Source organism: Streptomyces sp. NPDC002573, from assembly GCF_042889625.1.
GTDB lineage: Bacteria > Actinomycetota > Actinomycetes > Streptomycetales > Streptomycetaceae > Streptomyces > Streptomyces gibsoniae.
In genome coordinates, this window is record NZ_JBIARC010000052.1 from 1 (window position 1) to 25124 (window position 25124).

Sequence of the window (25124 nt, forward strand, 5' to 3'; positions counted from 1 at the left end):
TCCGCGATCACCCGCGCATCTTCGCCACCCTCACCGCCCCGTCCTTCGGCCCCGTCCACAACCGCCCCGACCGTGGCACCTGCCGCTGCGGCACCCCCCACGGCGCCGCCGATCCCACCCTCGGCACCGCCCTGGACCCGGCCACCTACGACTACGCGGGCGCCGTCCTGTTCAACAACCACGCCGGACAGCTCTGGCAGCGCTTCACCAACCGACTCCGCCGCGAGATCGCCGCCCGCGCCGGCCTCTCTCAGCGCGAGCTGAAGGAAGCCGCCCGGCTCTCCTACGGCAAGGTCGCCGAGTTCCAGAAACGCGGCGCCCTGCACTTCCACGCCGTGATCCGCATCGACGGCCCAGACGGACCCGAAACGCCACCACCCGCCTGGGCAACGGTCGGCCTCCTCACCGACGCGATCCGTGCCGCCGCCACGCACTCCTACACCTCGGTCTCCGTCCCGGCCGCCGCCGACCAACCGGCCTGGACCTTCCGCTGGGGCACCCAGCTCGACGTCCGGCCGGTCAAGGCCTTCGGGGACGGCTCCGACATCACCGAACAGGCCGTCGCCTCCTACGTCGCCAAGTACGCCACCAAAGCCGCCGAGAACACCGGCACCCTCGACCGCCGCATCGGCGAACTCGCCGAGCTCGACCGCCATCGGGTCCCCGACCACACCCGCCGACTCATCCAGGCGTGCAAGCTGCTCGACCCTCTGTACCCGGACCGTCGCCTATGGGCCTGGGCCCACATGCTCGGCTTCCGCGGCCACTTCTCCTCCAAGTCCCGCCAGTACTCGACCACCCTCGGCGCCCTGCGCCGGGAACGCGCCGACTACCGCGCCGCCCAGGAGCGCGAAGCCGTCGGCCTGGACGACGTCGAGCCGGACACCGTGCTCGTCCTCGCTGACTGGCAGTACGCCGGACACGGCCACACCCCCGGCGAATCCGCCCTCGCCGCCACCATCGCCCGCGAAAGTTCGCCTACGGCAAGACCTGGGCCGAGTGCGACGCCAAGCGCAGGGAGCTGCTCGCCAAGGTCGACCAGGGCGTGCCCGTGCCCACCAAGTCGGCAAAGCTCTCCGAGTGGCTGCCGTACTGGCTGGAGAACGTGATCAAGCCTCGACGGAAGCGGACGACGTACGCCAAGTACGAGTTTCATGTCCGGCTCTACCTGGTGCCCATGCTCGGTACGAAGAAGCTGGAGTCATTGAGCGTCGCTGATGTCCGGCGCTTCCTCTCCCGGCTGGAGCAGCAGACCACCGCGGCTACGGCGAAGGAGACCCACAAGGTCTTGCGTACAGCCCTGTCGGCAGCGTGCCGCGAGGAACTGATCGCCAGGAACGTCGTCACCCTGGTCGACGCGCCTCGGGTCGAGTCCCGCAGCCTCGACCCCTGGAGCCTGGACGAGACGCTCACCTTCCTCACCGCCGCTCGGACTGATCCGCTCTACCCCGCCTTCGTGCTCTCCATCGCGCTCGGTCTCCGTCGTGGAGAGGTCATCGGACTCCGGTGGCAGGACGTCGACCTCGACAAGCGCGAGATCAGGATCCGGAAGCAGCGGCAACGGGTCGGAGGGGAGGCCTACGAGGACGATCCCAAGGGGCGCCGCCGTAAGCAGGTGCTGCCGCTGCCGGCCATCTGCGTGGCGCCTCTGAGGTACCAGCGCATGTGGCAAGCGGCGATGCGTGAGCGGGCAGGTGATCACTGGGAGGACAACGGCCACGTCTTCACCACGCGTACGGGGCGGCCAATCGAGCCGCGGAACGTCTACCGCTCCTTCACCCGGGTCGCCAAGAACGCGGACCTACGGGTCATCCGGTTGCACGACGCTCGGCACGGCTGCGCGACCCTGCTCACGGCGGCCGGGGTTGCGCCCCGCGTGGTGATGGAGATCCTCGGGCATAGCCAGATCGCCGTCACGATGAACGTCTACGCCCACGTCGTCCAGGACACGCAGCGCGAGGCCGTCAGCCACATGGACCGGCTGCTCACGAAGCGCCTACAGCGCGAGTAGGCCCGTCGCTGATGTCAGATCTGGATGTCAAAGACCCCCAGCCATGATCGGCTGGGGGTCTTTGTCCGGGTGGGCGCGGACGGTTTCGAACCGCCGACATCCGCCTTGTAAGGGCGGCGCTCTACCGCTGAGCTACGCGCCCTGGACGAGTCGACAGCCTACCTTGCCTTGGGGGATACCCCGCAAACCCGAATGCGGAGGAGGACCGGGGGATAGCCCCCGCAACGATCCGGTGGTCCGCCGCATCCTCCCGGTGATCGCGGATGCGTACGGTCGTAGTGCATTCGGATTTCGGCTCTCAGGGGGGACAGTGCCATGGCCATGGCTCGTGCGGTGATGCACAGGGGACGTACGCGGCGTGCTCGGGCGCTCGCCTTCACCGGTCTCGTGGCGACGCTCGTCGCGACGGTGGGCGCGTGTGGGGACAACGCCGGGGACGACCCGTACCCGGACCACCGCTCCTTCGCGCTGCGCGGTCATACGCTCACGGTGGACTCCGACGACTCGGCGCTGGAGATCGTTCCGGCCGACGTGGACAAGGTCGAGGTCACGCGGTGGTTCCGGGGCACCGTCGTGGCCGGTGGGGATCCCCGGGTGACCTGGGCCATGCGGGACGACCGGCTCGTCCTGCGGCTGAAGTGCTCCGGCCTGATCGCGGACTGCTCCGCCAGACACCGGATACAGGTGCCGCGCGGGATCACCGTCCGTGTCGAGGACGGCGACGGCAGTGTGCGGGCGCAGGGTTTCAAGGAGGCACTGAGCATCCGGACGCGGGACGGTTCGGTGCGGGTGACCGACTCCTCCGGGCCGCTGACGCTGCAGAGCGGCGACGGGTCGGTCAGCGCGACGGGGGTGGGCTCGCGACGTGTGTACGCCACGACGCGGGACGGCTCGGTCCACCTGGAGCTGGGCGCCGTGCCCGACCTGGTGCGGTCGAGCAGCCAGGACGGCTCGGTCACCATCGGGCTGCCGCACGACAGATACCGCGTGACCACAGGCTCCCGGGACGGCTCGGTCCATGTCTCCGTACCGCGCGATCCGGCCAGCTCGCATGTGATCGAGGCGCGGACGTCGGACGGGTCCGTCACCGTACGGGAGGCGGGGTAACCGGGCGGCGACAGAGAGCATGCGTATTCGGGCACACCGCGAACCGACCGGCCCGTGTGTTCGTCCTCAACCGGTGGGAGAATGACTCCGGCAGGGCGGATGACAGCACGGGAGAGGGATGTGACGGCCACACCATCACGGGCCACACCACCGCAGCCGTGCACGCCTTTTGCGCCAGGCGAGCACCGCCGTGCCGCCTCCGGCGACCCCAGCGCGCCGCCGTCGGGCACCTCGCCGCAGCACACCTCACCGCAGCACACCTCGTCGTCCGCCGGCCGTACGGCCACGGTCCGCACCGGCCGGCCTGGCACCGCGCCCACCGCCGTCCGTGACGTCCTCGCCCTGCTCGCCCTCCCGCTCGTCGCCGCCCTGGTGGTTCCCGCGGCGTTCGCCGGGGGCGGGACGCGGCGATGGTTCGGGGGACGGGCCGAGGGACTGCGGGCCGAGGCGCAGGCCGCCAAGGACGCCGCGGCGGCCGCGTTCTACGAGCTCGACACCGCCCAGCGGGATCTGAGGATCTCGATCGAGACCATCACCGCCGTCGACGACTCCCCCGCCGCCCGTCGCGTCCTCGCCGACTTCGAGGCGCTCGGGCGACGCATCGACGAGGTCAGTCACCGCTACATCGAGGCCGTCGACGCGCACGATCTCGACCGGGTCGATCTCGAAGCCTCCGTGGCCTCCCGCGCCCGGGCCGATCTCGTCGCCGCCAAGGACGAACTCGGCCGGGTCAAGCAGGAGCTGGATCGTTTCGGCGAGAGCCTCGGGCCGCTGCTCGGCAAGGCCGAGACCCAGCTGGCCCGGATCGCGCCGGCCGTGGAGCGCGCCCGCCAGGCGCTGCTCGCCGCCAGCAACGCCCTGGACGGCACCCGTACTTCCGGGCTCCGGGCCGACGACCTCGCGGCGCGGCTGGCCGCCCTCGCCCCGGAGCTGACCAAGCTCAACCAGGGCGCGGGACAGCACGGCGTGGCGGGGACCCTGGAGCGCGCGGAGCGGGTCACGCGGGAGGCCGAGGCGGTACGGGTGGAGGCCGCCCGGCTGCCGGAGCGGGCCGCCGAGATCGATCACCGGCTGGTGTCCCTGCGCACCCGGGCGCAGGCGCTCACCACCCGCGCCGGGCAGGTGGACCCCGTGCTGAGCGAGCTGCGGCGGCGGTTCGCGGCCGCGTGCTGGCAGGACCTCCAGCAGGTCCCGGAGCAGGCCGCCCAAGCCGTGCGGCAGGCGGAGCAGAAGCTGAGGGACGCACAGACGGCGCGGGACGCCCAGCGCTGGGCGGACGCGGCATCGCTGCTGTCGACGGTTCGGGCGCTGCTGAACACGACGGACGAGGCCGTGTCCGCCGCCGGGGACCGGCTCACGAAGCTCAACGCCGTGCAGAAGGATTCGCAGCAGGAGATCGAGCGGACCCGGTTCGCGATCCGGGACGCTCAGCGGCTGGCCATGTCGGGCCGGTCGACGCCCGATCCGCGTCATGCCCGCCCGCTGGACGACGCCGTGGCCCGGCTGGATCGCGCGGTCGCCACGCTGGAGGGCCGCCACCCCGACTACTGGCACTTCCTGACGGAGACCGAGGCGGTGCGGCAGACGGTGGCCCGGGTGGTCACCCAGATCCGGGAGGAGCGGGGGGCCGGTCACTGAGCCCGTCCCGCCGGGGGGAGCGGGGGGCCGTCACCGCTCGGGCCCGGCCCCCGCTCCGAAGGGCACCGGTCAGGTCCGGTAGGCGTAGTACGCCGCGTTCGGGTACGACGCGATGATGCTCGCCACCGACCTGTTGTAGGTGTTGGTGGAGTGGTACGTCACGTACGGCACGCCCTGCGGGCTGCGGTAGGTGACGATCATGGAGTGGTCCTTCGACCCGTCCTTGTTGAAGTCCATCTGCAGCACGTCACCGATGTCCGCCTGGTAGACGTTGGCGAGGCTGGTGACCCGCTTCGAGGACAGGGCGAACCACGAGAACTCGTTGACGCCGACGAACGAGTCCGACTGGATCTCGGAGTTGCCGAACCACTTGTGGAAGTCCGTCCCGTCGCCGGGGACGTGCTTCCAGCCGCCCGCCTTCAGGGACTGGCTGACGAAGTTGGTGCAGTCACCGCCGTCGGCTTCCCCGTTGAAGTCGGGGTAGTCGGGGTTGTAGTGGTTCCAGTACTTCTGCGCGTACGCCGCCATGGCCTTGTAGTCGTAGCCGGTGCCGGAGAAGCTCTTCGGCTTGGCGGGCGCGGGCCACGTGGTGGCGGCGCGGGGCGCGTCCGGCGGACCGTCGTCGGTGCGGACCTGCGGCTTCGCGACGGCCGGCTTGGCGACCTGGTTCACCGCGAGGTAGCCGTCGTCGGTGTCACGGATGCCGGTAAGCTGCCAGTCGCCCTGACGGTCGGCCTTGAAGGTCAGCTCGTGGTGGGCCTGGAAGCCGGTGGTCTTCGGCTCGTTGCCCTTGGTCTTCGCGTAGGTCAGCGTCGTGGTCTCGGTGACGTCGACCGTGGCGCGCCGGCCCTTGACCTGCGTGGCGTCCAGCTTGACGCTGGTGCTGGCGGCGCTGTACTTCTCGCCCAGCTTCGCGAGGCGGGTCTGGCGGCCGCGCAGCTCCGACAGCGCGGAGTTCTCCTCGTGCGACTGCGTACCGGACAGACGCACCTTGCCGGAGAAGCCGGACGTCAGCTGGTGCCGGCTCTTCTCCTGGCTGCTCTTGGCGTCCACCAGAGCGTTGGTGCGGTCGGTGAAGACCGCGTCGGCCAGCCGCTGGAAGGTGGCCTTGGTCGCCGGGTCCACCGTCGGGTCGTCGGTCACGGCCGCGCCCGCGCTCCAGTTGGGGAGCAGGGCCACTCCTGCGACGACCGAGGCTGCTGCCGCGGTGACTATGGAGGCACGACGCCGACTACGGCTCAATCTTCTTGATTTCAATGGTGTTTCCCCTCTACGCCGGTACACCTACCGGACGACGGCATCTTCGCATGGCGTGTGCGACGGTTGTGAAGGGGGATGCACAAGTGGAACCAACCGTTTACAGGCGTCACTTGGCCACCGAAGACCAGTCCGGCGACTGCGCGGGGTCCAAGGCGCGCAGGCGCTGCAGGGTCTCCGGCTTCTGCACGTCGAGCCAGTCCGCCAGCTCCCTGAAGGAGACGCACCTGACGCCCTTCTTCGCGCACACGTTCTTCACAACCTGGTCGACGGCCTTCATATAGATGCCGCCGTTCCAGTTCTCGAAGTGGTTACCGATGAACAGCGGCGCGCGGCTGCCGTAGTAGACGCGATTGAAGCCGTTCATGTACGAGTTGACGGCCATCTGCTCCCACTGGGAGTACTTCGAGGCGTCCCCGTGGACCTCGCCGTTGGACTGGTTGTAGAGGAAGTTGAAGTCCATCGACAGCGCCTGGACGTTCTCCGAGTACGGGAGCAGCTGGAGCGGGAAGTCCCAGATGCCGTTCTTCTTCGTCGGCCATATCTGGAAGTCGCCCGGGGAACTGGCGTCGTAGCGCCAGCCGTAGCTCTTGATGGCCTTCAGCAGGTTCGGCTGGCCCTCCAGACAGGGCGCGCGCCCGCCGGTGACCTCCTTCTTGAAGTCGAAGGGCAGGGGCGGGATGTCCTTGTAGCCGGTGTTGGTCTTCCAGTTCTCGACGAAGGAGTAGAACTGGTCGATCTCGCTCTTCCACTCGTCGACGCTCCAGTCGCCGCCGCCCTTGGCGCCGCAGAAGTGGCCGTTGAAGTGGGTGCCGATCTCGTTGCCCTCGTCGTACGCCTTGCTGAGCTGCTCCAGCGTGGTGCGGATGTGCTCGTTGGTGGCGTAGTCGATCGCGGCGGCGCCCACCGGGTGCTGCGGCGGGTGGTAGAGGTCCTTCTTGTCCTTGGGCAGCAGATAGATGCCCGTGAGGAAGAACGTCATATGGGCGTTGTACTGCTTCGCCATCTCGCGGTAGTGGGAGAAGAGCTGGTCGTCCCCCTGGAGGGCGCCGTCCCAGGAGAACACCACGAACTGGGGCGGCTTCTCACCGGGCTTGAGCGGCACCGCCTTCAACTCGCCCTTCTGCGGGCCGGTGTACGAGGTCGAGCCGTCCCCGATGATCTGCGTCTTGCCGTCCCACTTGGGCTCGGCGGCCTTGGCTCCGGCGCCCTTGCTCTCGTCCTTCCCGGATCTGGTGGCGGCGGTCGCGGCGGTGCTGTCCGGCCGGGACACCGCGAGGAAGGTGATCGTGACGGACGCGACGGCGAGGAGGACCGCCAGGGTCACACGGCCGTTGATACGGCCGTTGATACGGGAGAAGCGGGACGGGCGTGCTCGGCGGCGACGAGCGTTTCTCGTGGTCATGGGCGGCTCGTTCTGCGAGGAGAGGGGTGGGCGCGTGCGATGTCTCGGTCGTCGGCGTCAGCCGAGCGGTCTCAGGGCGTTCGACCAGATGCCGTAGGGGACGGCGGCGGCGATGCCGTCGAGTCCCTTGAGCGGCAGTGGTTCAAGGCTCTTGGACAGGTCCATGCGGTAGAGGACGACCGCGGTGGACACGGATGCGGTCGTGCCGACGTACCAGGAGGCGGTGTCGTCCGAGGTGGTGCCGGCCTTCCCGGCCACCTCGACCGAGGCGGGAGCCCCGGCCGGGTGGGCCAGCCGGAAGGACTCGTCGAGCGCCTCGGTGACCTGGCGGGCGACCGTGGCGCCGACCGCCCGCTGGGACTGCGGGGTCTTCAGGGCGACGGTGCCACCGTTGCGGGTGATGCGGCGCACCGAGAAGGGCTCGGTGTGCAGTCCGTCCGCGGCGAAGGTGGCGTACCCGCTCGCCATACGGATGGCGCTGGGCGTGGAGTTGCCGAGGGACAGCGCGGGCACCTGTGAGCCGATGCTGGAGGAGAGCAGTCCGGACGCCTCCGCGGTCTGGCGCACCTGGGTCAGTCCGGTGTCCATCCCGAGCTGCATGAACGGTGTGTTCACGGACCGGGCCAGCGCCTGGCCGAGGGTGATCTGCCCATAGGACTTCTTGCCGTCGTTGTGAGCGGCGACCTTCTTGCCGTTGCGGTCCCAGTACGGTCCCTCGGGCGTGGTGACGGGGACGCCGTCGTTGCCGTCGTACACCGACTCCGGGGTCACCGGGGTCGCGGGCCCGCCACGGGTCTTGTGGACCCCGTGCTCCAGGCCAGCGGCGTAGACGAACGGCAGGAACGCCGAACCGGCCGATACCGTCGCCGCGTTGGACTCGTTGTAGCCCTGTGTGCGGTGGTCGGGGCCGCCGTAGACGGCGAGGATCCGTCCGTCGTCGGCCACCGAGGCGGCGCCGTAGTGGGCGGCCTTCGCCAGGGCGGCATGGCTCTGCCTGGCCTGCTTGCGGGCCTTGGTCACGGCGTCCGTGAGCGCGTCCTCCCGCTTGCGGTCGAAGGTCGTGTAGATCTGGTAGCCGCCCAGGTCGAACTGCTGGTCCGAGATGCCTGCGGCCTTCTTCGCGTACTGCGAGGCCAGTTCCACCAGATAGTCGCTCTGCTTACCGGTGTCGTAGAGCGGGTTCTGCTTGAGCGGCTCGGGGAACGTCTTGTACTTCGCCCGCTCGGCCGGCGTCAGCTTGCCGATCTTGACCATGCGGTCGAGGATCCAGGACCAGCGCTCCACGGCCCGGTGGTGGTTCGCCTTGTTCAGCGTGGGGTCGTAGAGGCCGGCACCCTTCAGCAGGGAGGCGAGGAAGGCGGCCTCGCTCGCGTTGAGCTGGCTGACGTCCTTGCCGTAGTAGGCCTGGGAGGCGCGCTGGATGCCGTAGGTGCCGCGGCCGAACCAGCTGGTGTTGAGATAGCCCTCGAGGATTTTGTCCTTGCTCATCCGGTTGTCGAGCTTGAGGGCGATCATCGCCTCGGTGAACTTGCGGCTGACCGTCTGGTTCTGGGTCAGATAGACGTTCTTGACGTACTGCTGGGTGATGGTGGAGCCGCCCTGGGTGTCACCCTTGCCGACCGTACGGTACAGAGCGCGACTGAGGCCTTTGACGGAAATGCCCGGGTCGGTGTAGAAACTCTCGTTCTCCGCCGCGAGCACCGCCCAACGGACCTGCACCGGTATGTCCTTGAGCGGCATCGCCTGCCGCTGCACCCAGCCGGTACGGGCCATGGGGGTGCCGTCGGACCAGAAGTAGACGTTGTCCTGCTGTGTGGCGTACGAGTTGAGGTTGTCCGGTATGTCCGTGGCGGCGTAGGCGATGACCAGGAACGCGCCGCTCAGCCCGAACGACGCCAGCACGGCCCCGAGCCACTGACGCCAGGAGGGCATCCAGCGCCGCCAGCCGGCCCGGCCCGGCCGCGGATACACCGGTTTGAGCTTGCGGGCGTAGGGCGCGGCCTTCTGGGCGTAGGGCGCAAGCTTCGCGGTGAGCGGCGCGAGGGCGGTGGTGACACGAGTGAGGACCGACGGCGGTGCGGCCTTCTTGCGGGCGGCGCGCCGGCCGGTCGACTCCGGCTTGAACACGCGCAGTTGCATGGTGGCGTCCGGCGGCGGCGTGGCCGCGTCCGCCTCACCGCGCGCCGCGGCACCGCGATCCGGCGGCGTCACGGCCTTCAGCTGCATGGTGGAGTCCGGAGGCAGAGCCGCCCCGGCCTTCAACTGCATGGTCGTGTCCGGGGGGAGGTCCACCCCGGCCTTGAGCTGCATCGTGGCGTCCGGGTCGAAGGACCCCTCGGCCCGGGACTTGCCCTCGGTGGGGCGCTGTCCGGGCTGACGCGGCGTCGCCCGGCGGTCGTGCGGACGGTCACCGCCCTCGTTAGCCACGACACCCCCCGGTGTACCCACGGGCCCGGTGACGCCGGCCCCCTATTCGCTGCCATGCCTCGGTCACGACTGCGTCTCCCTCCGCACTCGGTATTGCGCGCGCGGGTAGAAACGGCGGCCACGCTTGTGGCGGCGAGCCCCCCTCACGACCTTGCGGCTCATCGCGGCTCATATAAATTATCAGCGACCTATGTGATGTCTCGGGTCAGGAGTGGCACTGAAGTGGCCATGTCGCAAATATTGAGGAGATCTTAAGGAGATTCTCCGGGTCGCCACGCAGGCGGCCTCGCTCCTTCGCCGTCCTGTGACCTTTGGGAACCGCCGGTTAGTCTGTGCGCATGCCTCGCTACGAGTACCGCTGCCGTACCTGCGGCGACACGTTCGAACTCAGCCGTCCCATGGCGGAGTCCTCGGCCCCCGCGACCTGCCCCTCGGGCCACGACGACACGGTGAAGCTGCTGTCCACGGTGGCCGTCGGCGGCACGGCCGCCACCCCCGCACCCGCCCCCCGAGCAGGCGGCTCGGGTGGCGGATGCTGCGGCGGGGGCTGCTGCGGCTGAGCCGCAGAGCTTTGGCTGAAACCTGTAGCCGGCAGCCTTCTACGCCTGGCGCGCCGCCTTCAGGAACTCCCGCAGGATGCGCTCCCCGGCCGCCACACCCCGCTCGGGCAGGGCGCTGATCCCCGGTGCCGTCCAGTCGGCGTCGGCGAGTTCGCCGTGCCCCGGACGCCAGCCGAGGTCGGCGGCGAGCAGCAGGTCCGCGTCCAGCAGGGAGTCCCCGGCGGCCAGCGTCAGCGAGGCACCGGTGCGGCGGGCGACCTCGCGCATCGCCGCGCTCTTGGTGAGCGGCTTCGGCACGGCGTAGATCTTCCGGCCCTGCAGCGACACCGTCCAGCCGCGGTTCTCCGCCCAGACCGCCAACTCCTTGACCCATTCCTCGGGCAGCAGCTCGCGCTCCACCACGAGATAGACGAACAGGTCCTCGGCGACCCGGTGCTTGCGCACCCAGGCCGGGTCCGCGGTGGCCGCCAGATGGTCCCGCACCTCGGCCAGCGGCGCGCACTCCTCCGCGAGCCGGGCGAGCACCGCCGTGTGCCAGTCGAGGTCGGAGACGCCGTCGACCAGCAGATGCCCGCCGTTGGCGCAGATCGCGTACGGCGGGGTGGGGCCGGGCAGGTTGATGCGCTGGTACTGCTTGCGGGTGCGGGTCGTGGTCGGCACGAACACCGCCCGGTCACCGAGTTCGGTGAGCAATTGCGCGGCGGTCTCGGTCATGTACGACAGCGGCTTGCTCTCGTGCACCTCGACGCACAGCAGCCGGGGCGCCCTGGCGTCCGGCATGGTGAGCGCGAGCGCCGCCGACGAGTAGATCAGCGTACGGTCGAGGTCGCTGGCGACCAGCACGGGGCTCATGCGGTCACCGCCCGGCCGTCGGCGCCGGTGGCGCCCCGCGTGTACCGGGGGTGGATCAGGCCCACGCAGGTGTACGGGAGCCCGTCGACCTCCTCCACGGGTACGCCCCGCTGCTCGGCCAGCAGGCGCACATGGTCCAGATCGGCCTCCGCCCCGGACCGGGCCAGGATCTTCCAGGGCACCCGGCGGAGCAGCACCCGCGTGGTCTCGCCGACGCCCGGCTTCACGAGGTTCACGTCGTGGATGCCGTACTCCTCGCTGATGCGCTCCACCGCCGCCCAGCCCTCCCAGGTCGGGGTGCGGTCGGCGGCGAGCAGTTCCTTGGCCTGGGTGTCGACGGCCTCCTCGACCTCGGCGAAGCGGGCGGAGACGGCGTCCAGGAAGGCGACGGAGACGTCCGCCGCGGCGAGTTCGCGGTAGAACTTGGCGCCGTGGTAGTCGTGCGGGCCGACCAGGTCGGCGCGCAGCACGGTGCGCGAGATCAGCCCGGACACCGTCGAGTTGAGGCAGGCGGACGGGATGAGGAAGTCCTCCCGGGTGCCGTAGGTCCGCACGCACGAGCCGGGGTCGGCGAGCACCGCTATCTCCGGGTCGAAGCCGGTGACGCCTTCCGACTCCTCGAACCGGCGTATCGCTTCGGCGAGTTCCCGGGTGATGGCGCCCTTGCCGGTCCAGCCGTCGACGAACACGACGTCACGGGGGTCGTGGTGCCGGGCCAGATAGCGCAGCGCGTTGGCGTCGATGCCCCGGCCGCGGACGATCGAGACGGCGTAGTGCGGCAGGTCGAGACCGTGCCGGTGCCGCGCCCACCGGCGCATCAGCACGCCGACGGGGGTGCCGGCCCGGGCGAGCGAGACGAGGACCGGGCGCGGTGACCGCTCGGCGAGCACGGTCTCGGTGACCACTCCGACGGCCTGTGCGAGCCGGGCGGCCGAGGCGTCGAGGGCGGTGCGGAACAGCTCCTGGTACTGCTCGCTCGGCTGGTACTCCACCGGCAGCGACTCGGCGTAGTGCGCGCCGCCGCTCTGGACGGCCTCCTCGCGCTCCTCGGTGGGCGCCTCCAGGCGGACGTCCGAGAGGTCCTGCAGCAGCCAGCCGACCTCGTCGGGCGCATACGAGGAGAAGTCGGGGCCGCGGAGGGGCTCGGACAGCATGGCGGGCCTTTCGGGGTCGTACGGCGGCGCGGGGACGTAACTCGGGACGACCGCCAGCAGGACGTGCGGGGTGTGCGCGGCGAGCCGGTCGAGGAGGCCGCCGGGCGCGTGCAGCGCGGGGGTGTCGGCCGTCGAGTCCACGACGGCGACGACGGCGTCGAAGCCGGCGTCCGCGACGTTGTAGGCGTAGCGCTCGCCGGGGCCGTCGGCCGGGTCGTCGTGGGCGGGGAAGACGATCCGGGTGCGTATCGCGTAGCCGGGGTCGTCGACCGCGAGGACCGGCGAGCGGGTGGTCGTGGAGTAGCGCACCTCGGCGGCCCGGAGCTGCTCCAGTGCGTGGGCGAGCCGGAGCGGCGCGTACATCAGCTCCTCGGAGCCGAGCACGAGCACCCGCCCGGCCCCGGCGGGCAGTGCGGCGGCGAGCCGCGCGGCCATGGCGGGCAGGGCGGTCTCCAGACGCGCCCGATGCCCGGGGGTGAACCCGTGCCGTCCGCCGTCGGGCAGCCCGCGGGGCCAGTCGAGCGCGACCCGGGTGACCGTGCCGTGCGCGGGCCGGTGGGGCACGGCCGACTCGTGCCGGGACACCAGCTCCCGGCCCTTCTCCAGGACGTCCCCGGGCAGTCGTACGGTCCCGGCGGCGGCCGTGACCAGGTCCACCCGGGCGCCGATCTCCCGGGCGAAGTCGTCGAGCCGTCCAAGGTCGGCGGGCGAGCGCATGTCGACGAGGGTGACGACGACGTACCGCTTCCTCGGGTAGCGCTCGTGCAGGTCGCGGATCGTGTTCATGACGGTGTTGCCGGTGGAGAACTCGTCGTCGACCAGGACCAGCGGGCCGTCGCCCGCCAGCAGCGCCGGGTCCTCCGGGAGCAGCAGATGCGAGGTGGCATGGGAGTGGGACTCCTCGAAGCCGCCCGCGCGCGCGACGCCCTCGACGGGGCGGCGGGTGGAGTGCAGATAGGGCGCGAGGCCGAGGCCGTCCGCCACACAGTGGCCGAGGCCGGTGGCCGTCTCCGCGTACCCCAGCACGACGGCGCGTCCGGCCTCGTCGGCGCCCAGCAGATCCCGCACCCGGCGGCCGAGCGTCAGCCCGTGGCCGTGGACGACTGAGGGGGACTGCGGGACGTGCTTGCCCAGCACGTTGGAGACGAGCAGATGCGCCCGCTTGGGGTTGCGCCGGAGCGCCAGCCCCAGCAGCTCGGGCAGCTGCTCGTCACCGACGAGTTCCACCCCGAGCCGCTCGGCGACCCAGGTCCCGGACCAGACCACGTTCTTCCTCGGTTCCTTGTCAGTACGACGGTTGGACGGCGGCTTCGGCATTCAGCGCGGCACGCCGGCGGCCAGCAGCTCCACGAAGCCGATGTCCTCGTTCGCGACGCCGAACACCTCGGCGCGCTGGAGGGTGCGCTCGGCCCAGGCGCGGTGCGGCTTCACCTCGTTCATCTTGTTCGTGTACGCGGAGCGCAGTACGCCCCCGCCGAGGCGCTCGGGCCGCAGGATGTCCTGCGCGTCGCTGTACTCCTCGTGGCTGACCACGGACAGTGCGTGCACGGGCATCACATGCGAGGGGTGGATGCAGGTCTTGCCGAGCAGGCCGTTGGCGCGGTCGAGGGCGATCTCGCGCAGCAGCCCGTCCATGTCGTGCTCGATCAGCTCCTCGCGCAGTTCCTCGACCTGGCCCTCCAGGAACGGGCTGCGGCGCAGCTGCGGTTTGAACATCCGCTCCTGGGCCCGGAAGTACTCCCAGACCGGCCCGGTCACCGTGAACCCGGTGCCGTCGGCGCGCCCGAGCACATTGACCACGTCGGCGATCACGGAGGCCACGATCTGGACGTCGTACGCCGTCATGTCGGGCGCTCTGCGCAGACCGTAGGCGGAGCAGAAGTCGGTGACGCCGAGACGCAGCGCGAGAACCCGGTCGCGCCACTTGTCGACGGTGCGGAAGATGCCGTTCAGCGCCTCGCGGCGGGTCTCCAGGTAGAGCAGGTCGGGGGACTCCAGGACGGGCATGGCGAACAGCCGGTGCCCGCTCGCCGTCTCCGCCGCGGTCAGGGCCTCCATGAACAGCACGCCCCGCTCCTCGTTGAACTTCGGGAGGACGAAGCCGGAGAGCAGCCGCACGGCCGGGCCCAGCCGGGCCACCAGGTCCGGGATCTGCGCGGGGACGCGGACGCGGATGAACAGCAGCGGCAGTTCCGCGCCGGGGAGCGCGGCGAGGCGGGTGAACTGGCGGACCAGGTTCTCCTCGGCGTCCACGACGTCCGCGTCGTCGATGGAGTCCTCCAGGCACAGCACCATCGAGACCACCCCGCGGCCGGCCTGCTTGAGCACGTCGTCGGCCAGGTGCGGCCGGGTCGCCGGGCTGTACAGGGTGGCGCCGAGGGCCGCCGCGAGCACGGGGGCGGGCGAGTCGGCGGTGAAGACGGCCGGCTCCCGATGGAAGAGACGCTGCCGCTCCCCAGGGGCGATATGCCCGAAATGACGCATGAGACTCCCCCGTGGTGCTGGACGACCCGGACAATGGTGGCTGGACGACCCGAAAACAGGTGGCCGGTAATAGTACGTAGAACTCCGTGTCATGGGTTCCCGTCGGGCATGAAGTTCAGGTAACTCGGCTGTGTCGGTGACCGGTCGGTGGTATGCGGGGGAGTGTGCGGCACCGCGCCGGAAGGCACCACCCCCGCGTTGTCGTGACCAGGACCGAGAGGGCAGGATGACGCCATGACGCACGCGATGCTGAAGGGGTCGAACGTACCGCTCAAGACCGCCGCGGTACGGGCGGTACTGCGGTGGGCGCCGGGACAGGCCGCCCCGGACGTCGACGCCTCGGCGCTGCTCCTCGGTCCTGACGGACGGGTGCGGTCCGACGAGGACTTCGTCTTCTACAACCAGCCCCGGCACCCCTCGGGGGCGGTCCGGCTGCTGGGCAAGAAGCGGGAGACGGAGGGGCTGACCGACACGATCCAGACGGATCTGACAGGGGTCGAGCCCGGCGTGGGCCAGATCCTGCTGGTCGCCTCCGCGGACGACGTCCCCTTCGACCAGGTGCGCTCCCTGTGCGTCCTGCTGTACGACGCGTCCGCCGCCGACGCCGAACCGCTCGCGTACTTCGACATCAAGCCCGAGACGGGTGCGGAGACCGCGCTGATCTGCGGGGAGCTGTACCGGCGGGGCGACGGCTGGAAGTTCCGGGCGCTCGGCGAGGGCTACTCCAACGGGCTCAAGGGCCTCGCGAACGACTTCGGCATCTCGGTCGACGACACGGAGGCCCCGCCCGCCGGCACCGGTCAGCTGCCGGCGGCGACCACGTCCTCGGTCGTCGCGGCCACGGCGTCCGTCCCCGCGCCGCCCGAGGTGTCGGCGCCGCTGCCCCCGGAGCAGCCGGTGGTGCACCGGCCCTCGTACGGGTATCCCCTGGAGCCCGCGGCACCGCCGGCCTACGGCTACCCCCAGCCGACCGCCCAGCCGGCGTACGGCTACCCGCAGCCGGAGACCGCCGCAGCGCCCGCACCGGCCTACGGCTATCCCCCCACGGCCGCGCCCGTGCCCGACCCGGACTTCGAGCTGCCGCCGCAGGGGCCGCAGTTCATCGGGCGGTAGAGGCGGCAGCGGCGGGGCGGTGGCGCGGCGGGCGGCCGTCGGTCACGCCTTGGCCTTGTAGCCCCGCCCCCACTGCAGGCCCCATCCGTACAGCCGGTCCAGTTCCGCCTGGAAGCCGTACACGAACTTCACCTCGCGGCGGACGATCAGCTCGCCCTTGACGTTCTCTATCAGGACGACGGCGCAGGAGCGGGCCTGCGGGTGGCGCTCGTCGAGGCCGATCTCGATGCGCGGGCCGCTGCTGGGGTAGAGCGTGACGACGGCGTGCGTACGGTCGAACGCCGGCGTCTGGTCGTAGATGTAGACGAAGACCAGCAGCCGTTTGAAGTCATCCCGGTGGTCCAGATTGACGAAGATCGTCTCACCGGTGCCGGAGCCGAACCGGTCGTCGCCGCTGAGCTTGATGTAGGGCGGATCGTTCAGCTCCCCGAAGAAGTTGCCCAGCGGCTGCACCACGCCCTTGGAGCCGTCGCTCATCTCGTACATGCAGCCCAGGTCGAGGTCCACGTTGACCATGCTCTGGGTGTGGGCCTGCACCACCTCCGGGGTGAACAGCCGCAGGGGGTGGCGCAGCAGACCGCCCCGCTCGGGGCCGCCGATGTCGGAGGTCCGCATCCGCCACGACAGGTTGATGCGCAGATTGCCGGTCGCCGCCCCCTGCTTGGTGAGCGAGACCCGGTGGTGCCGTTTGGTCAGCTCGATCGCGTTGGTCGCCGCGCTGCCCGAGTCGAAGTCCGTCGCGCGCCCACGCCACGCGCCGTCCCAGAAACCCATGTACGCCCCCCAGTGCCTATGGTTCAACAGCCGCGGGGCGGCCGCCGAGGACGAGTCCTCACGGCCGCCCCGAACAGAGCGTTCCTCATCGGGGCCCGGTCCACACCACGCGGCAGCCGCAATCGGCGAGCGAGCCGACCGGGCGTGCGGCGGCGGACCGGGCCCCCAGGGGCCCTACACCCCGGACGAGACCTCAGTCAGCTCGTCCGAGGTCGTGCCTTTTCCCTCGGCCGCGGCGAGCGCCTGGTTGCGGCGCACCGAGGACCAGAAGGACCAGCCGATCAGGACGACGCCGACGAGACCGGTGATCACCTCGTTGATCTCGTACTGGATGGTGACCATGAGGATCACGGCCAGCGCGCCGATCGCGTAGTGCGCGCCGTGCTCCAGGTAGACGTAGTCGTCGAGGGTGCCCTGGCGGACGAGGTAGACGGTCAGCGACCGCACGTACATCGCGCCGATACCGAGGCCGAGCGCCATCAGGATGATGTCGTTGGTGATGGCGAAGGCGCCGATCACACCGTCGAAGGAGAAGGACGCGTCCAGGACCTCCAGGTAGAGGAACATGAAGAACGCGGCCTTGCCCGCGAGCAGCACCGCCGAGCGGTCCTTGCCGGTGCGCCGGGCCTCTTCCTCCTCCTCGTGCTCGCGCTCCTCGTCCTCCTCCAGCCGGTCCTCGAAGAAGCCGGACAGACCACCGACGATCAGGTAGGTGATCAGACCGGCGATACCGGAGATCAGGACCGTCTGCGCCTTGTCGACGTGCGCGCCGCCGTGCTGGTGGGCGTGGGTGGCGAAGGTGAAGGAGGTGATCAGCAGGACGACCAGGGCGATGCAGACCGACAGCATGTCGACCTTGCCGAGCTTGGCGAGCGGGCGCTCGATCCAGCGCAGCCACTGGATGTCCCGGTCCTCGAAGATGAAGTCCAGGAAGATCATCAGAAGGAACATCCCGCCGAACGCGGCGATGGCGGGATGCGCGTCGGTCACGAGCTGCTGGTACTGGTCCTTGTCGGTCAGCGCCAGATTCACCGCGTCTATCGGGCTCTTCTTCGCGGTGATGGCGACGATCACGACCGGGAAGACCAGTCGCATGCCGAAGACCGCGATCAGCACGCCCACCGTGAGGAAGATCTTCTGCCAGAAGGCATTCATCTTCTTCAGGATTCCGGCGTTGACCACAGCATTGTCGAAGGACAGCGAGATCTCGAGGATGGACAGGATCGCCACGATGCCAAGGGCGGTCCACCCCCCGTAGAGGACCGCTGCGGCGAGGCCGACCGCGGTGACCACGAACGACCAGCCGAAGGTTTTCAGAAGCACTGGCTACCCAATCCGTATGTGTAGGGGGCTCCCCCGTCGCCGTACCCGGCTTTACGAAACGTTGACTCCGAAGTCTAGAGCGATCCCGCGAAGACCGGATGCGTACCCCTGTCCCACGGCCCGGAACTTCCATTCGCCGCCGTAGCGATAGAGCTCGCCGAAGATCATCGCGGTCTCCGAGGAGGCATCCTCGCTCAGGTCGTAGCGGGCGAGTTCCTGCCCGTCGGCCTGGTTCACGACCCTGATGAAGGCATTGCTGACCTGGCCGAAGGTCTGACCGCGCTCATCAGCCAGATGAATGGAGACCGGGAAGACGATCTTGTCGCACTGGGCCGGCACCTTGGCGAGATCGACCAGGATGGTCTCGTCGTCGCCGTCGCCGTCGCCCGTGAGGTTGTCGCCGGTGTGCTCCACCGAGCCGTCGGGGCTCTTGAGCTGGTTGTAGAAGACGAACCATTCATCGCCGAGGACCCGGCCGCCGCTGCACAGGAGCGCACTGGCGTCGAGGTCGAAAGGGGCTCCGGTGGTGGAGCGCGCGTCCCAGCCGAGTCCGATCATCACATGTGTGAGGTTCGGTGCGGCCTTGGAGAGGGAGACATTGCCTCCCTTGGCGAGCGTGACGCCCATGTTGCTGGTCCTCCCCGAGATACTGCGTCATCCCCGGGGGCGGAGACCCCCGGCGGTCGGGGGCCGGTCCCCCCAGTGGTCATCCTGCGACATGAGGGCGGAACCCTCGGCGGTCGGGGGGTGGCTCCCCCGACGAACGGGGGCGGAAACCCCCCGACGAGCCAGGACGGCTCTCCTACGGCGCTCGGTGACGCAAACCGCCCGATGGGCGGAGCCGATGCCTCCCGCCGAGCGCGGGCGCCGGTCCACGGCGGCGGACGGGCCACCAGAAGCTACGGCAGCCTCCCGGCCGACGGGACAGGAACGGCTGCTTCCGCACCGACGGACGCGGACGGCCGACGGAGGCGCACACCTCCCCGCCCGGACGGCCGAGGCCCGTGGAGAGGCGGGAGACGCCCGTCTCCCGCCGACCGGGACGGACGGCACCGCCCGGCGGACGAGAAACGATCCCTGCGTCCGGCGCCGTGCCCCTCATGGGAGAGCGCCGCACATCGGCGAGTCCCGGCCCGGGTCGGTCCCGGGCCCGCCCGGTCCAGGAGCGAGTCCTGGGCCGGGCCGGGTCCGGGTCCGTCGTCGGCCTGGATCAGACGTTCACGCCGAAGTCCTGCGCGATGCCGCGCAGTCCCGAGGCGTAGCCCTGGCCGATGGCGCGGAACTTCCACTCCGCGCCGTGGCGGTACAGCTCACCGAAGACCATGGCGGTCTCGGTGGACGCGTCCTCGCTCAGGTCGTACCGTGCGATCTCCTGCTGGTTGGCCTGGTTGACGACGCGGATGAACGCGTTGCGCACCTGCCCGAACGACTGCTGGCGGTTCTCGGCGTCGTAGATCGAGACCGGGAAGACGATCTTCTCGACGTCCGCCGGGACGGTGGCGAGGTTGACCTTGATCACCTCGTCGTCGCCCTCGCCCTCACCGGTGAGGTTGTCGCCGGTGTGCTCCACCGAGCCGTCGGGGCTCTTGAGGTTGTTGAAGAAGACAAAGTGCTGGTCGCTGACGACCTTGCCGGACGGGTTCAGCAGCAGAGCGCTGGCGTCCAGGTCGAAATCGGTGCCGGTCGTGGTGCGGACATCCCAGCCCAGACCGACGAGGACCGCGGTCAGACCGGGGGCCTCCTTGGTCAGCGATACGTTGCCGCCCTTGCTGAGGCTGACTCCCACGAGTCCTCCCATTGGTGTCCGGGGGCGGGGAGCCCCGTCGTGCGTTGGTGTCGGATCAACGAGTCGATCCTAGTGACGGGTTCCCACGCCCTGCAGGCCTTGGAACCGAAGAATCACAGGGTGTCGAGCGCCTTCACGTACTCGTTCAGGTCACGGGCGTCCGGCAGATCGTTGACGACGGTCCACCGCACCACGCCCTCCTTGTCGATGATGAAGGTCCCTCGCACCGCGCAACCCTTCTCCTCGTCGAAGACGCCGTACGCGCGCGAAGTGTTGCCATGCGGCCAGAAGTCGGACAGCAGCGGGTACTCCAGACCCTCCTGCTCGCCGAAGACGCGCAGGGTGTGGATCGAGTCGTTGGAGACGGCGAGCAGCTGGGTGTCGTCGTTGACGAACTGCGGCAGGTTGTCGCGCAGCGCGCACAGCTCGCCGGTGCACACGCCGGTGAAGGCGAACGGGTAGAAGAGCAGCACCACGTTCTTGAGACCGCGGTAGTCGGAGAGCCGCACGGTCGCGCCGTGGTTGTCCCTGAGCTCGAAGTCGGGGGCCTTGTCGCCGACCTGGATCGCCATCGTCCTGCTTCCCTTCGGTGAGGCTGTTCGGGTGGGAACCACCCTACGCAGCGATCACCGCGGGCCCACGGACGGGCTGAGCGATGTCAGCCCGTCCGGCTCGCACGGACGGGGCCGTTCGGGCGGCCGGTACGGATCGGGGGCACGGCCCCCGGACGCGGCCGCCCGCGGTGTGGGTCACCGCCGGCGGAGCGTCAGCGCTTGGACTTGGCCGCCTTCGGCGTCACCAGACGCGACCCGCTCCAGTCCTTGCCCACGCTGACGCTCTTGGACGCCGACAGGCCCGCCGTCGTCGCGGCTTCAGAGATGTCACTCGGCTCCACGTACCCCGTACGCCCGGTCTTCGGCGTGAGGAGCAGGATCGAGCCACCCTCTTCGATGTACGTGGTGGCATCCACCAGCACATCGGTCAGGTCGCCGTCCTCATCGCGGAACCACAGCACCACGGCATCAGCGACGTCGTCGTACTCCTCGTCCACGAGCTCGCTGCCGATGACTTCCTCAATGGACTCGCGGAGCTCCTGGTCGACGTCGTCGTCGAAGCCGATCTCCTGGACCACCTGCTCGGGCTGGAACCCCAGCCTCGCGGCAGGGTTAGTCCGCTCCTCCGCGTGGTCCGCGGTCGCGCTCACGGGTTGCCTCCTGATCATGTCTTGGTGATTATCTCAGCCACGCGCGTACGCGAAGCATTGGCCGTAGTCCACACGGGCGGGACGGATCGCGCAAGTACCCGGCCGTTCAGACCGCCGAAACGGTGACGATCCTGGCCGTGTCGCCGCAACTCCTGGCACCGTATCGCGCCCGGCGGTGATCTACACCACACCGTTCTGCCCGGTTTGCGCATTCCGGAATCCTCCATGGGTACGAGACTCGAATGGCTTTGCGACATAGATCACCGACCGAGCCTAACGTCGCGATTTGGTCGGGACCGCCCGCGAAGCCCCGTTCTCCGTCATGGTTACCTCGCGGTAGAGATGACGTTTCGCTCGCGCCAGGTACACGATGGGGAGCGGCGCAGGCACATGCCAGAAGTGGCCCTCTGACAGGTAAGGAACAGCGTGGCTTCCGGATCCGATCGCAATCCGATCATCATTGGCGGCCTTCCGAGTCAGGTTCCTGACTTCGACCCCGAGGAAACCCAGGAGTGGCTCGACTCCCTCGACGCCGCCGTGGACGAGCGCGGCCGTGAGCGGGCCCGCTATCTGATGCTCCGTCTGATCGAGCGGGCGCGCGAGAAGCGCGTGGCCGTGCCCGAGATGCGCAGCACGGACTACGTCAACACCATCCCCACCAAGAGCGAGCCGTTCTTCCCCGGCAACGAGGAGATCGAGCGCAGGATCCTCAACGCGACGCGGTGGAACGCGGCCGTGATGGTCTCCCGCGCCCAGCGGCCCGGCATCGGGGTCGGCGGCCACATCGCGACCTTCGCCTCCTCCGCCTCGCTGTACGACGTGGGCTTCAACCACTTCTTCCGCGGCAAGGACGAGGGCGACGGCGGTGACCAGGTCTTCTTCCAGGGCCACGCCTCGCCGGGCATCTACGCCCGCGCGTATCTGCTGGACCGGCTGAGCGAGAAGCACCTGGACGGGTTCCGCCAGGAGAAGTCCAAGGCGCCGTACGGCCTGTCCAGCTACCCGCACCCGCGGTCGATGCCGGACTTCTGGGAGTTCCCGACGGTCTCCATGGGCCTCGGCCCGATCTCGGCGATCTACCAGGCCCGGATGAACCGCTACATGCAGGCACGCGGCATCGCGGACACCTCCAGGTCGCACGTGTGGGCGTTCCTCGGCGACGGCGAGATGGACGAGCCGGAATCGCTCGGCCAGCTGTCGATCGCCGCCCGCGAGGGCCTGGACAACCTGACCTTCGTCGTCAACTGCAATCTGCAGCGCCTGGACGGCCCGGTGCGCGGCAACGGAAAGATCATCCAGGAGCTGGAGTCGGTCTTCCGGGGCGCCGGCTGGAACGTGATCAAGCTGATCTGGGACCGCACCTGGGACCCGCTGCTGGCGCAGGACCGGGACGGGATCCTGGTCAACAAGATGAACACGACGCCGGACGGCCAGTTCCAGACGTACGCCACCGAGTCCGGCGCGTACATCCGCGACCACTTCTTCGGCGACGACCACCGGCTGCGCGCGATGGTCGAGAAGATGACCGACGACCAGATCCTGCACCTGGGCCGTGGCGGTCACGACCACCGCAAGATCTACGCGGCGTTCCAGGCGGCCAAGGAGCACAAGGGCCAGCCGACGGTGATCCTGGCCAAGACGATCAAGGGCTGGACGCTCGGTCCCAACTTCGAGGGCCGCAACGCGACGCACCAGATGAAGAAGCTGACGGTCGACGACCTGAAGCACTTCCGCGACCGGCTGCACCTGCCGATCTCCGACAAGGACCTGGAGTCCGGCCCGCCGCCGTACTACCACCCGGGGCGGGACACGGAGGAGATGCAGTACATGCACGACCGGCGCAAATCGCTCGGCGGGTATGTACCGACACGCGTCGTGCGCTCCAAGCCGCTGCAGCTGCCGGGCGACGCCGCGTACGCATCCGTGAAGAAGGGCTCGGGCCAGCAGTCGATCGCGACGACCATGGCCTTTGTCCGGCTCCTCAAGGACCTGATGCGGGACAAGGAGCTCGGCAGGCGGTTCGTGCTGATCGCGCCGGACGAGTACCGCACGTTCGGCATGGACTCGTTCTTCCCGACCGCGAAGATCTACAACCCGCTCGGCCAGCAGTACGAGTCGGTGGACCGTGATCTGCTGCTCGCCTACAAGGAGTCGCCGACCGGGCAGATGCTGCACGACGGCATCTCGGAGGCGGGCTGCACGGCCTCGCTGATCGCGGCGGGTTCGGCGTACGCGACACACGGCGAACCGCTGATCCCGGTGTACGTCTTCTACTCGATGTTCGGTTTCCAGCGGACCGGCGACCAGTTCTGGCAGATGGCCGACCAGTTGTCGCGCGGTTTCGCCCTGGGTGCGACCGCCGGACGCACGACCCTGACCGGCGAGGGCCTGCAGCACGCGGACGGACACTCCCAGCTGCTCTCCTCGACCAACCCGGCGTGCGTGGCCTACGACCCGGCCTACGGCTACGAGATCGCCCACATCGTGCAGGACGGTCTGCGCCGGATGTACGGCAGCTCGGCGGAGCACCCGCACGGCGAGGACGTCTTCTACTACCTCACCGTCTACAACGAGCCGATCCAGCAGCCGGCCGAGCCCGCGAACGTGGACGTCGAGGGCATCCTCAAGGGCATCCACCGGATCAGCGAGGGCACCTCGGGCACGGTGCCGGCGCAGATCATGGCGTCGGGCGTGGCGGTGCCGTGGGCCCTCGAGGCGCAGCGGATCCTCGCCGAGGACTGGAACGTCCGGGCGGACGTCTGGTCGGCGACCTCCTGGAACGAGCTGCGGCGCGAGGCCGTGGCGTGCGAGCAGCACAACCTGCTGCATCCGGAGGAGGAGCAGCAGGTCCCGTACGTGACGCGGAAGCTGGGCGGCGCGGAGGGCCCGTTCGTGGCGGTGTCCGACTGGATGCGGTCGGTTCCGGACCAGATCGCGCGCTGGGTGCCGGGCGCCTACCAGTCCCTGGGCGCGGACGGCTTCGGCTTCGCGGACACGCGCGGTGCGGCCCGCCGCTACTTCCACATCGACGCCGAGTCGATCGTGGTCGCGGTGCTCACCGAGCTGGCCGGGGCGGGCAAGCTGGACCGCTCGGTGCTGAAGCAGGCCATCGACCGCTATCGGCTGCTGGACGTGACGGCTGCCGGCCCCGGGGCGCCGGGCGGCGACGCGTAGGCGCCGCGGGAGGCATGCCTGCCCGAGCGGGTCGGGGGCGGCGGGGACGACCGTCCTGCCGCCCCTGCCCGTATTCCTGCTCGGGTCGCTGGCCGTGCCGTCGGTGGAGGGGGTCGCCGAACGGGAACATCAGGACGCCGGGGGACGCCGTGCGGTGGTCGTTCACGACGATGACGACGTGGGCTACGGGGATCACGCGCAGGCGCATGCGAAGACGGGCCCCCGGCCGAAGGGGGTGTCTGAACCCCCTTGGCCGAGAGCCCGCCCGGCTCCCCTCGGGTCAGAGCAGTCCGTTCCCGGGGCCGGCCAGCAGGACGATCGCCAGCAGCGTGTCGATCGCGCCCAGGACCAGGGCGACCACGGCCGGCAGCGGGCGGCTGCCCGCCCAGCTACGGCCCATGGCCAGCCAGCCGCAGGCCACCGCGACGGGTCCGAGGATGATGCCGAGGGCGAAGAAGCCCGCGATCGCGCAGATGAGTCCGACGATCCCGAGCGTTGCGCGATCCGGCCCTCCCCCAAGTTCTCGGCTTCGCTCGAACAGGGGGGACCCCCATCGTGACCCCGTCCGGCCCCGTGAGCGGGGGTACCTGCGCGTGCCGTGTCCATAGCTCGCCATCATCAACTCCCTGAACTCGTCGGTCCGTTCGGGCTTGATGTGCGGGTACCCCCGGCTCCCCCACCGATTCCTGCCTGCGCGCTGCCCCCCTCCGGCAGCGCGCCGCAGTCCGGCCGTCCTTGGTCCGTACGCCCCAGCCGTACGAAGGACGTGATCCACTGTGGCCTGCGGCGCGCACCCGGTGGGAGGGATCTTTAGCGCGTTCACCCTGATGGGTGAACGCGCCCGCGGAACGGCGT

General features: G+C 69.8%; 18 protein-coding genes, 1 tRNA gene and 2 pseudogenes. 7 read left to right on the top strand and 14 right to left on the bottom strand.

The annotated features are described in order from the left end of the window. Nucleotides 1-968 (top strand): annotated as a pseudogene (repSA, locus tag ACFYX0_RS34515) (replication initiator protein RepSA); the annotation flags it as partial. Then, a pseudogene (locus ACFYX0_RS34520) lies at nucleotides 962-2011 on the top strand (tyrosine-type recombinase/integrase); the annotation flags it as partial. The pseudogenes repSA and ACFYX0_RS34520, both read left to right, overlap by 7 nt. 70 nt (nucleotides 2012-2081) lie before the next feature. Here the strand turns inward: ACFYX0_RS34520 and ACFYX0_RS34525 are convergent. Next, nucleotides 2082-2153, bottom strand: a tRNA-Val gene (locus ACFYX0_RS34525). A 179-nt stretch (nucleotides 2154-2332) separates the two neighbouring features. Here ACFYX0_RS34525 and ACFYX0_RS34530 point away from each other — a divergent pair. Together ACFYX0_RS34530 and ACFYX0_RS34535 are read left to right on the top strand one after the other, a co-directional pair. Then, nucleotides 2333-3118, top strand: coding sequence for a DUF4097 family beta strand repeat-containing protein (locus ACFYX0_RS34530; RefSeq protein ID WP_388976507.1), 786 nt, complete (start codon nucleotides 2333-2335; stop codon nucleotides 3116-3118). Nucleotides 3119-3217: 99 nt separating this feature from the next. After that, the gene (locus ACFYX0_RS34535; protein WP_388976435.1) at nucleotides 3218-4756 is read left to right on the top strand and encodes a hypothetical protein; all 1539 of its coding nucleotides are present in this window, start codon (nucleotides 3218-3220) and stop codon (nucleotides 4754-4756) included. Nucleotides 4757-4825: 69 nt separating this feature from the next. Here ACFYX0_RS34535 and ACFYX0_RS34540 read toward each other — a convergent pair whose 3' ends face one another. The 3 genes from ACFYX0_RS34540 to ACFYX0_RS34550 form a co-directional block, all read right to left on the bottom strand. Continuing rightward, on the bottom strand, nucleotides 4826-5935 hold the full coding sequence (locus tag ACFYX0_RS34540; RefSeq protein WP_388976510.1) for an amidase domain-containing protein: 1110 nt from the start codon (nucleotides 5933-5935) through the stop codon (nucleotides 4826-4828). Between the two features lie 187 nt (nucleotides 5936-6122). Beyond that, nucleotides 6123-7418 carry a hypothetical protein gene (locus tag ACFYX0_RS34545; RefSeq protein WP_388976436.1) on the bottom strand — a complete coding sequence of 432 codons (1296 nt, stop codon included), beginning with the start codon at nucleotides 7416-7418 and terminating at the stop codon, nucleotides 6123-6125. Between the two features lie 57 nt (nucleotides 7419-7475). Further along, entirely contained in the window at nucleotides 7476-9845 is a 2370-nt protein-coding gene (locus ACFYX0_RS34550) for a transglycosylase domain-containing protein (protein WP_388976438.1), read from the bottom strand. A 338-nt stretch (nucleotides 9846-10183) separates the two neighbouring features. On the opposite strand from ACFYX0_RS34550, the gene ACFYX0_RS34555 reads away from it, so the two are divergent. Then, nucleotides 10184-10405: a zinc ribbon domain-containing protein gene (locus ACFYX0_RS34555; RefSeq protein WP_311698302.1), complete on the top strand. Its 222-nt coding sequence runs from the start codon at nucleotides 10184-10186 to the stop codon at nucleotides 10403-10405. Between the two features lie 39 nt (nucleotides 10406-10444). Here ACFYX0_RS34555 and ACFYX0_RS34560 read toward each other — a convergent pair whose 3' ends face one another. Genes ACFYX0_RS34560 through ACFYX0_RS34570 form a run of 3 tightly spaced genes read right to left on the bottom strand, consistent with a single transcriptional unit; the run spans nucleotide 10445 to nucleotide 14895 of the window. Further along, the gene (locus ACFYX0_RS34560; RefSeq protein WP_388976441.1) at nucleotides 10445-11257 is read right to left on the bottom strand and encodes an HAD family hydrolase; all 813 of its coding nucleotides are present in this window, start codon (nucleotides 11255-11257) and stop codon (nucleotides 10445-10447) included. Next, on the bottom strand, nucleotides 11254-13728 hold the full coding sequence (locus ACFYX0_RS34565; RefSeq protein ID WP_388976443.1) for a phosphoribosyltransferase: 2475 nt from the start codon (nucleotides 13726-13728) through the stop codon (nucleotides 11254-11256). The genes ACFYX0_RS34560 and ACFYX0_RS34565 overlap by 4 nt, the downstream gene beginning before the upstream one ends. Next, on the bottom strand, nucleotides 13729-14895 hold the full coding sequence (locus ACFYX0_RS34570) for an HpcH/HpaI aldolase/citrate lyase family protein (protein WP_388976446.1): 1167 nt from the start codon (nucleotides 14893-14895) through the stop codon (nucleotides 13729-13731). Nucleotides 14896-15129: 234 nt separating this feature from the next. Here ACFYX0_RS34570 and ACFYX0_RS34575 point away from each other — a divergent pair, with 234 nt between their 5' ends. Further along, on the top strand, nucleotides 15130-16008 hold the full coding sequence (locus ACFYX0_RS34575; protein ID WP_388976449.1) for a TerD family protein: 879 nt from the start codon (nucleotides 15130-15132) through the stop codon (nucleotides 16006-16008). A gap of 42 nt (nucleotides 16009-16050) precedes the next feature. On the opposite strand, the gene ACFYX0_RS34580 is transcribed toward ACFYX0_RS34575, so the two are convergent. The 6 genes from ACFYX0_RS34580 to ACFYX0_RS34605 all read right to left on the bottom strand — a co-directional run bounded on the left by ACFYX0_RS34580 (nucleotide 16051) and on the right by ACFYX0_RS34605 (nucleotide 21095). Beyond that, nucleotides 16051-16782, bottom strand: a complete 732-nt coding sequence (locus ACFYX0_RS34580) for a Tellurium resistance (protein WP_311698297.1) — start codon at nucleotides 16780-16782, stop codon at nucleotides 16051-16053. 174 nt (nucleotides 16783-16956) lie between these two features. After that, entirely contained in the window at nucleotides 16957-18105 is a 1149-nt protein-coding gene (locus tag ACFYX0_RS34585) for a DUF475 domain-containing protein (RefSeq protein ID WP_355907461.1), read from the bottom strand. 51 nt (nucleotides 18106-18156) lie between these two features. Next, the gene (locus ACFYX0_RS34590) at nucleotides 18157-18732 is read right to left on the bottom strand and encodes a TerD family protein (protein WP_311698295.1); all 576 of its coding nucleotides are present in this window, start codon (nucleotides 18730-18732) and stop codon (nucleotides 18157-18159) included. A gap of 583 nt (nucleotides 18733-19315) precedes the next feature. Then, nucleotides 19316-19891 carry a TerD family protein gene (locus tag ACFYX0_RS34595; RefSeq protein ID WP_311698294.1) on the bottom strand — a complete coding sequence of 192 codons (576 nt, stop codon included), beginning with the start codon at nucleotides 19889-19891 and terminating at the stop codon, nucleotides 19316-19318. 113 nt (nucleotides 19892-20004) lie between these two features. Then, nucleotides 20005-20463 (bottom strand): peroxiredoxin, encoded by a 459-nt coding sequence (locus ACFYX0_RS34600; RefSeq protein ID WP_388976452.1) that lies wholly within the window; start codon nucleotides 20461-20463, stop codon nucleotides 20005-20007. Between the two features lie 194 nt (nucleotides 20464-20657). Continuing rightward, nucleotides 20658-21095, bottom strand: coding sequence for a DUF3052 domain-containing protein (locus ACFYX0_RS34605; protein ID WP_355907456.1), 438 nt, complete (start codon nucleotides 21093-21095; stop codon nucleotides 20658-20660). 426 nt (nucleotides 21096-21521) lie between these two features. Here ACFYX0_RS34605 and aceE point away from each other — a divergent pair, with 426 nt between their 5' ends. Beyond that, entirely contained in the window at nucleotides 21522-24269 is a 2748-nt protein-coding gene (gene aceE / locus ACFYX0_RS34610) for a pyruvate dehydrogenase (acetyl-transferring), homodimeric type (protein ID WP_388976455.1), read from the top strand. Between the two features lie 280 nt (nucleotides 24270-24549). Here the strand turns inward: aceE and ACFYX0_RS34615 are convergent, their stop codons facing one another. Beyond that, nucleotides 24550-24888, bottom strand: coding sequence for a small hydrophobic protein (locus tag ACFYX0_RS34615; RefSeq protein WP_388976458.1), 339 nt, complete (start codon nucleotides 24886-24888; stop codon nucleotides 24550-24552). Between the last annotated feature and the right edge of the window lie 236 nt (nucleotides 24889-25124).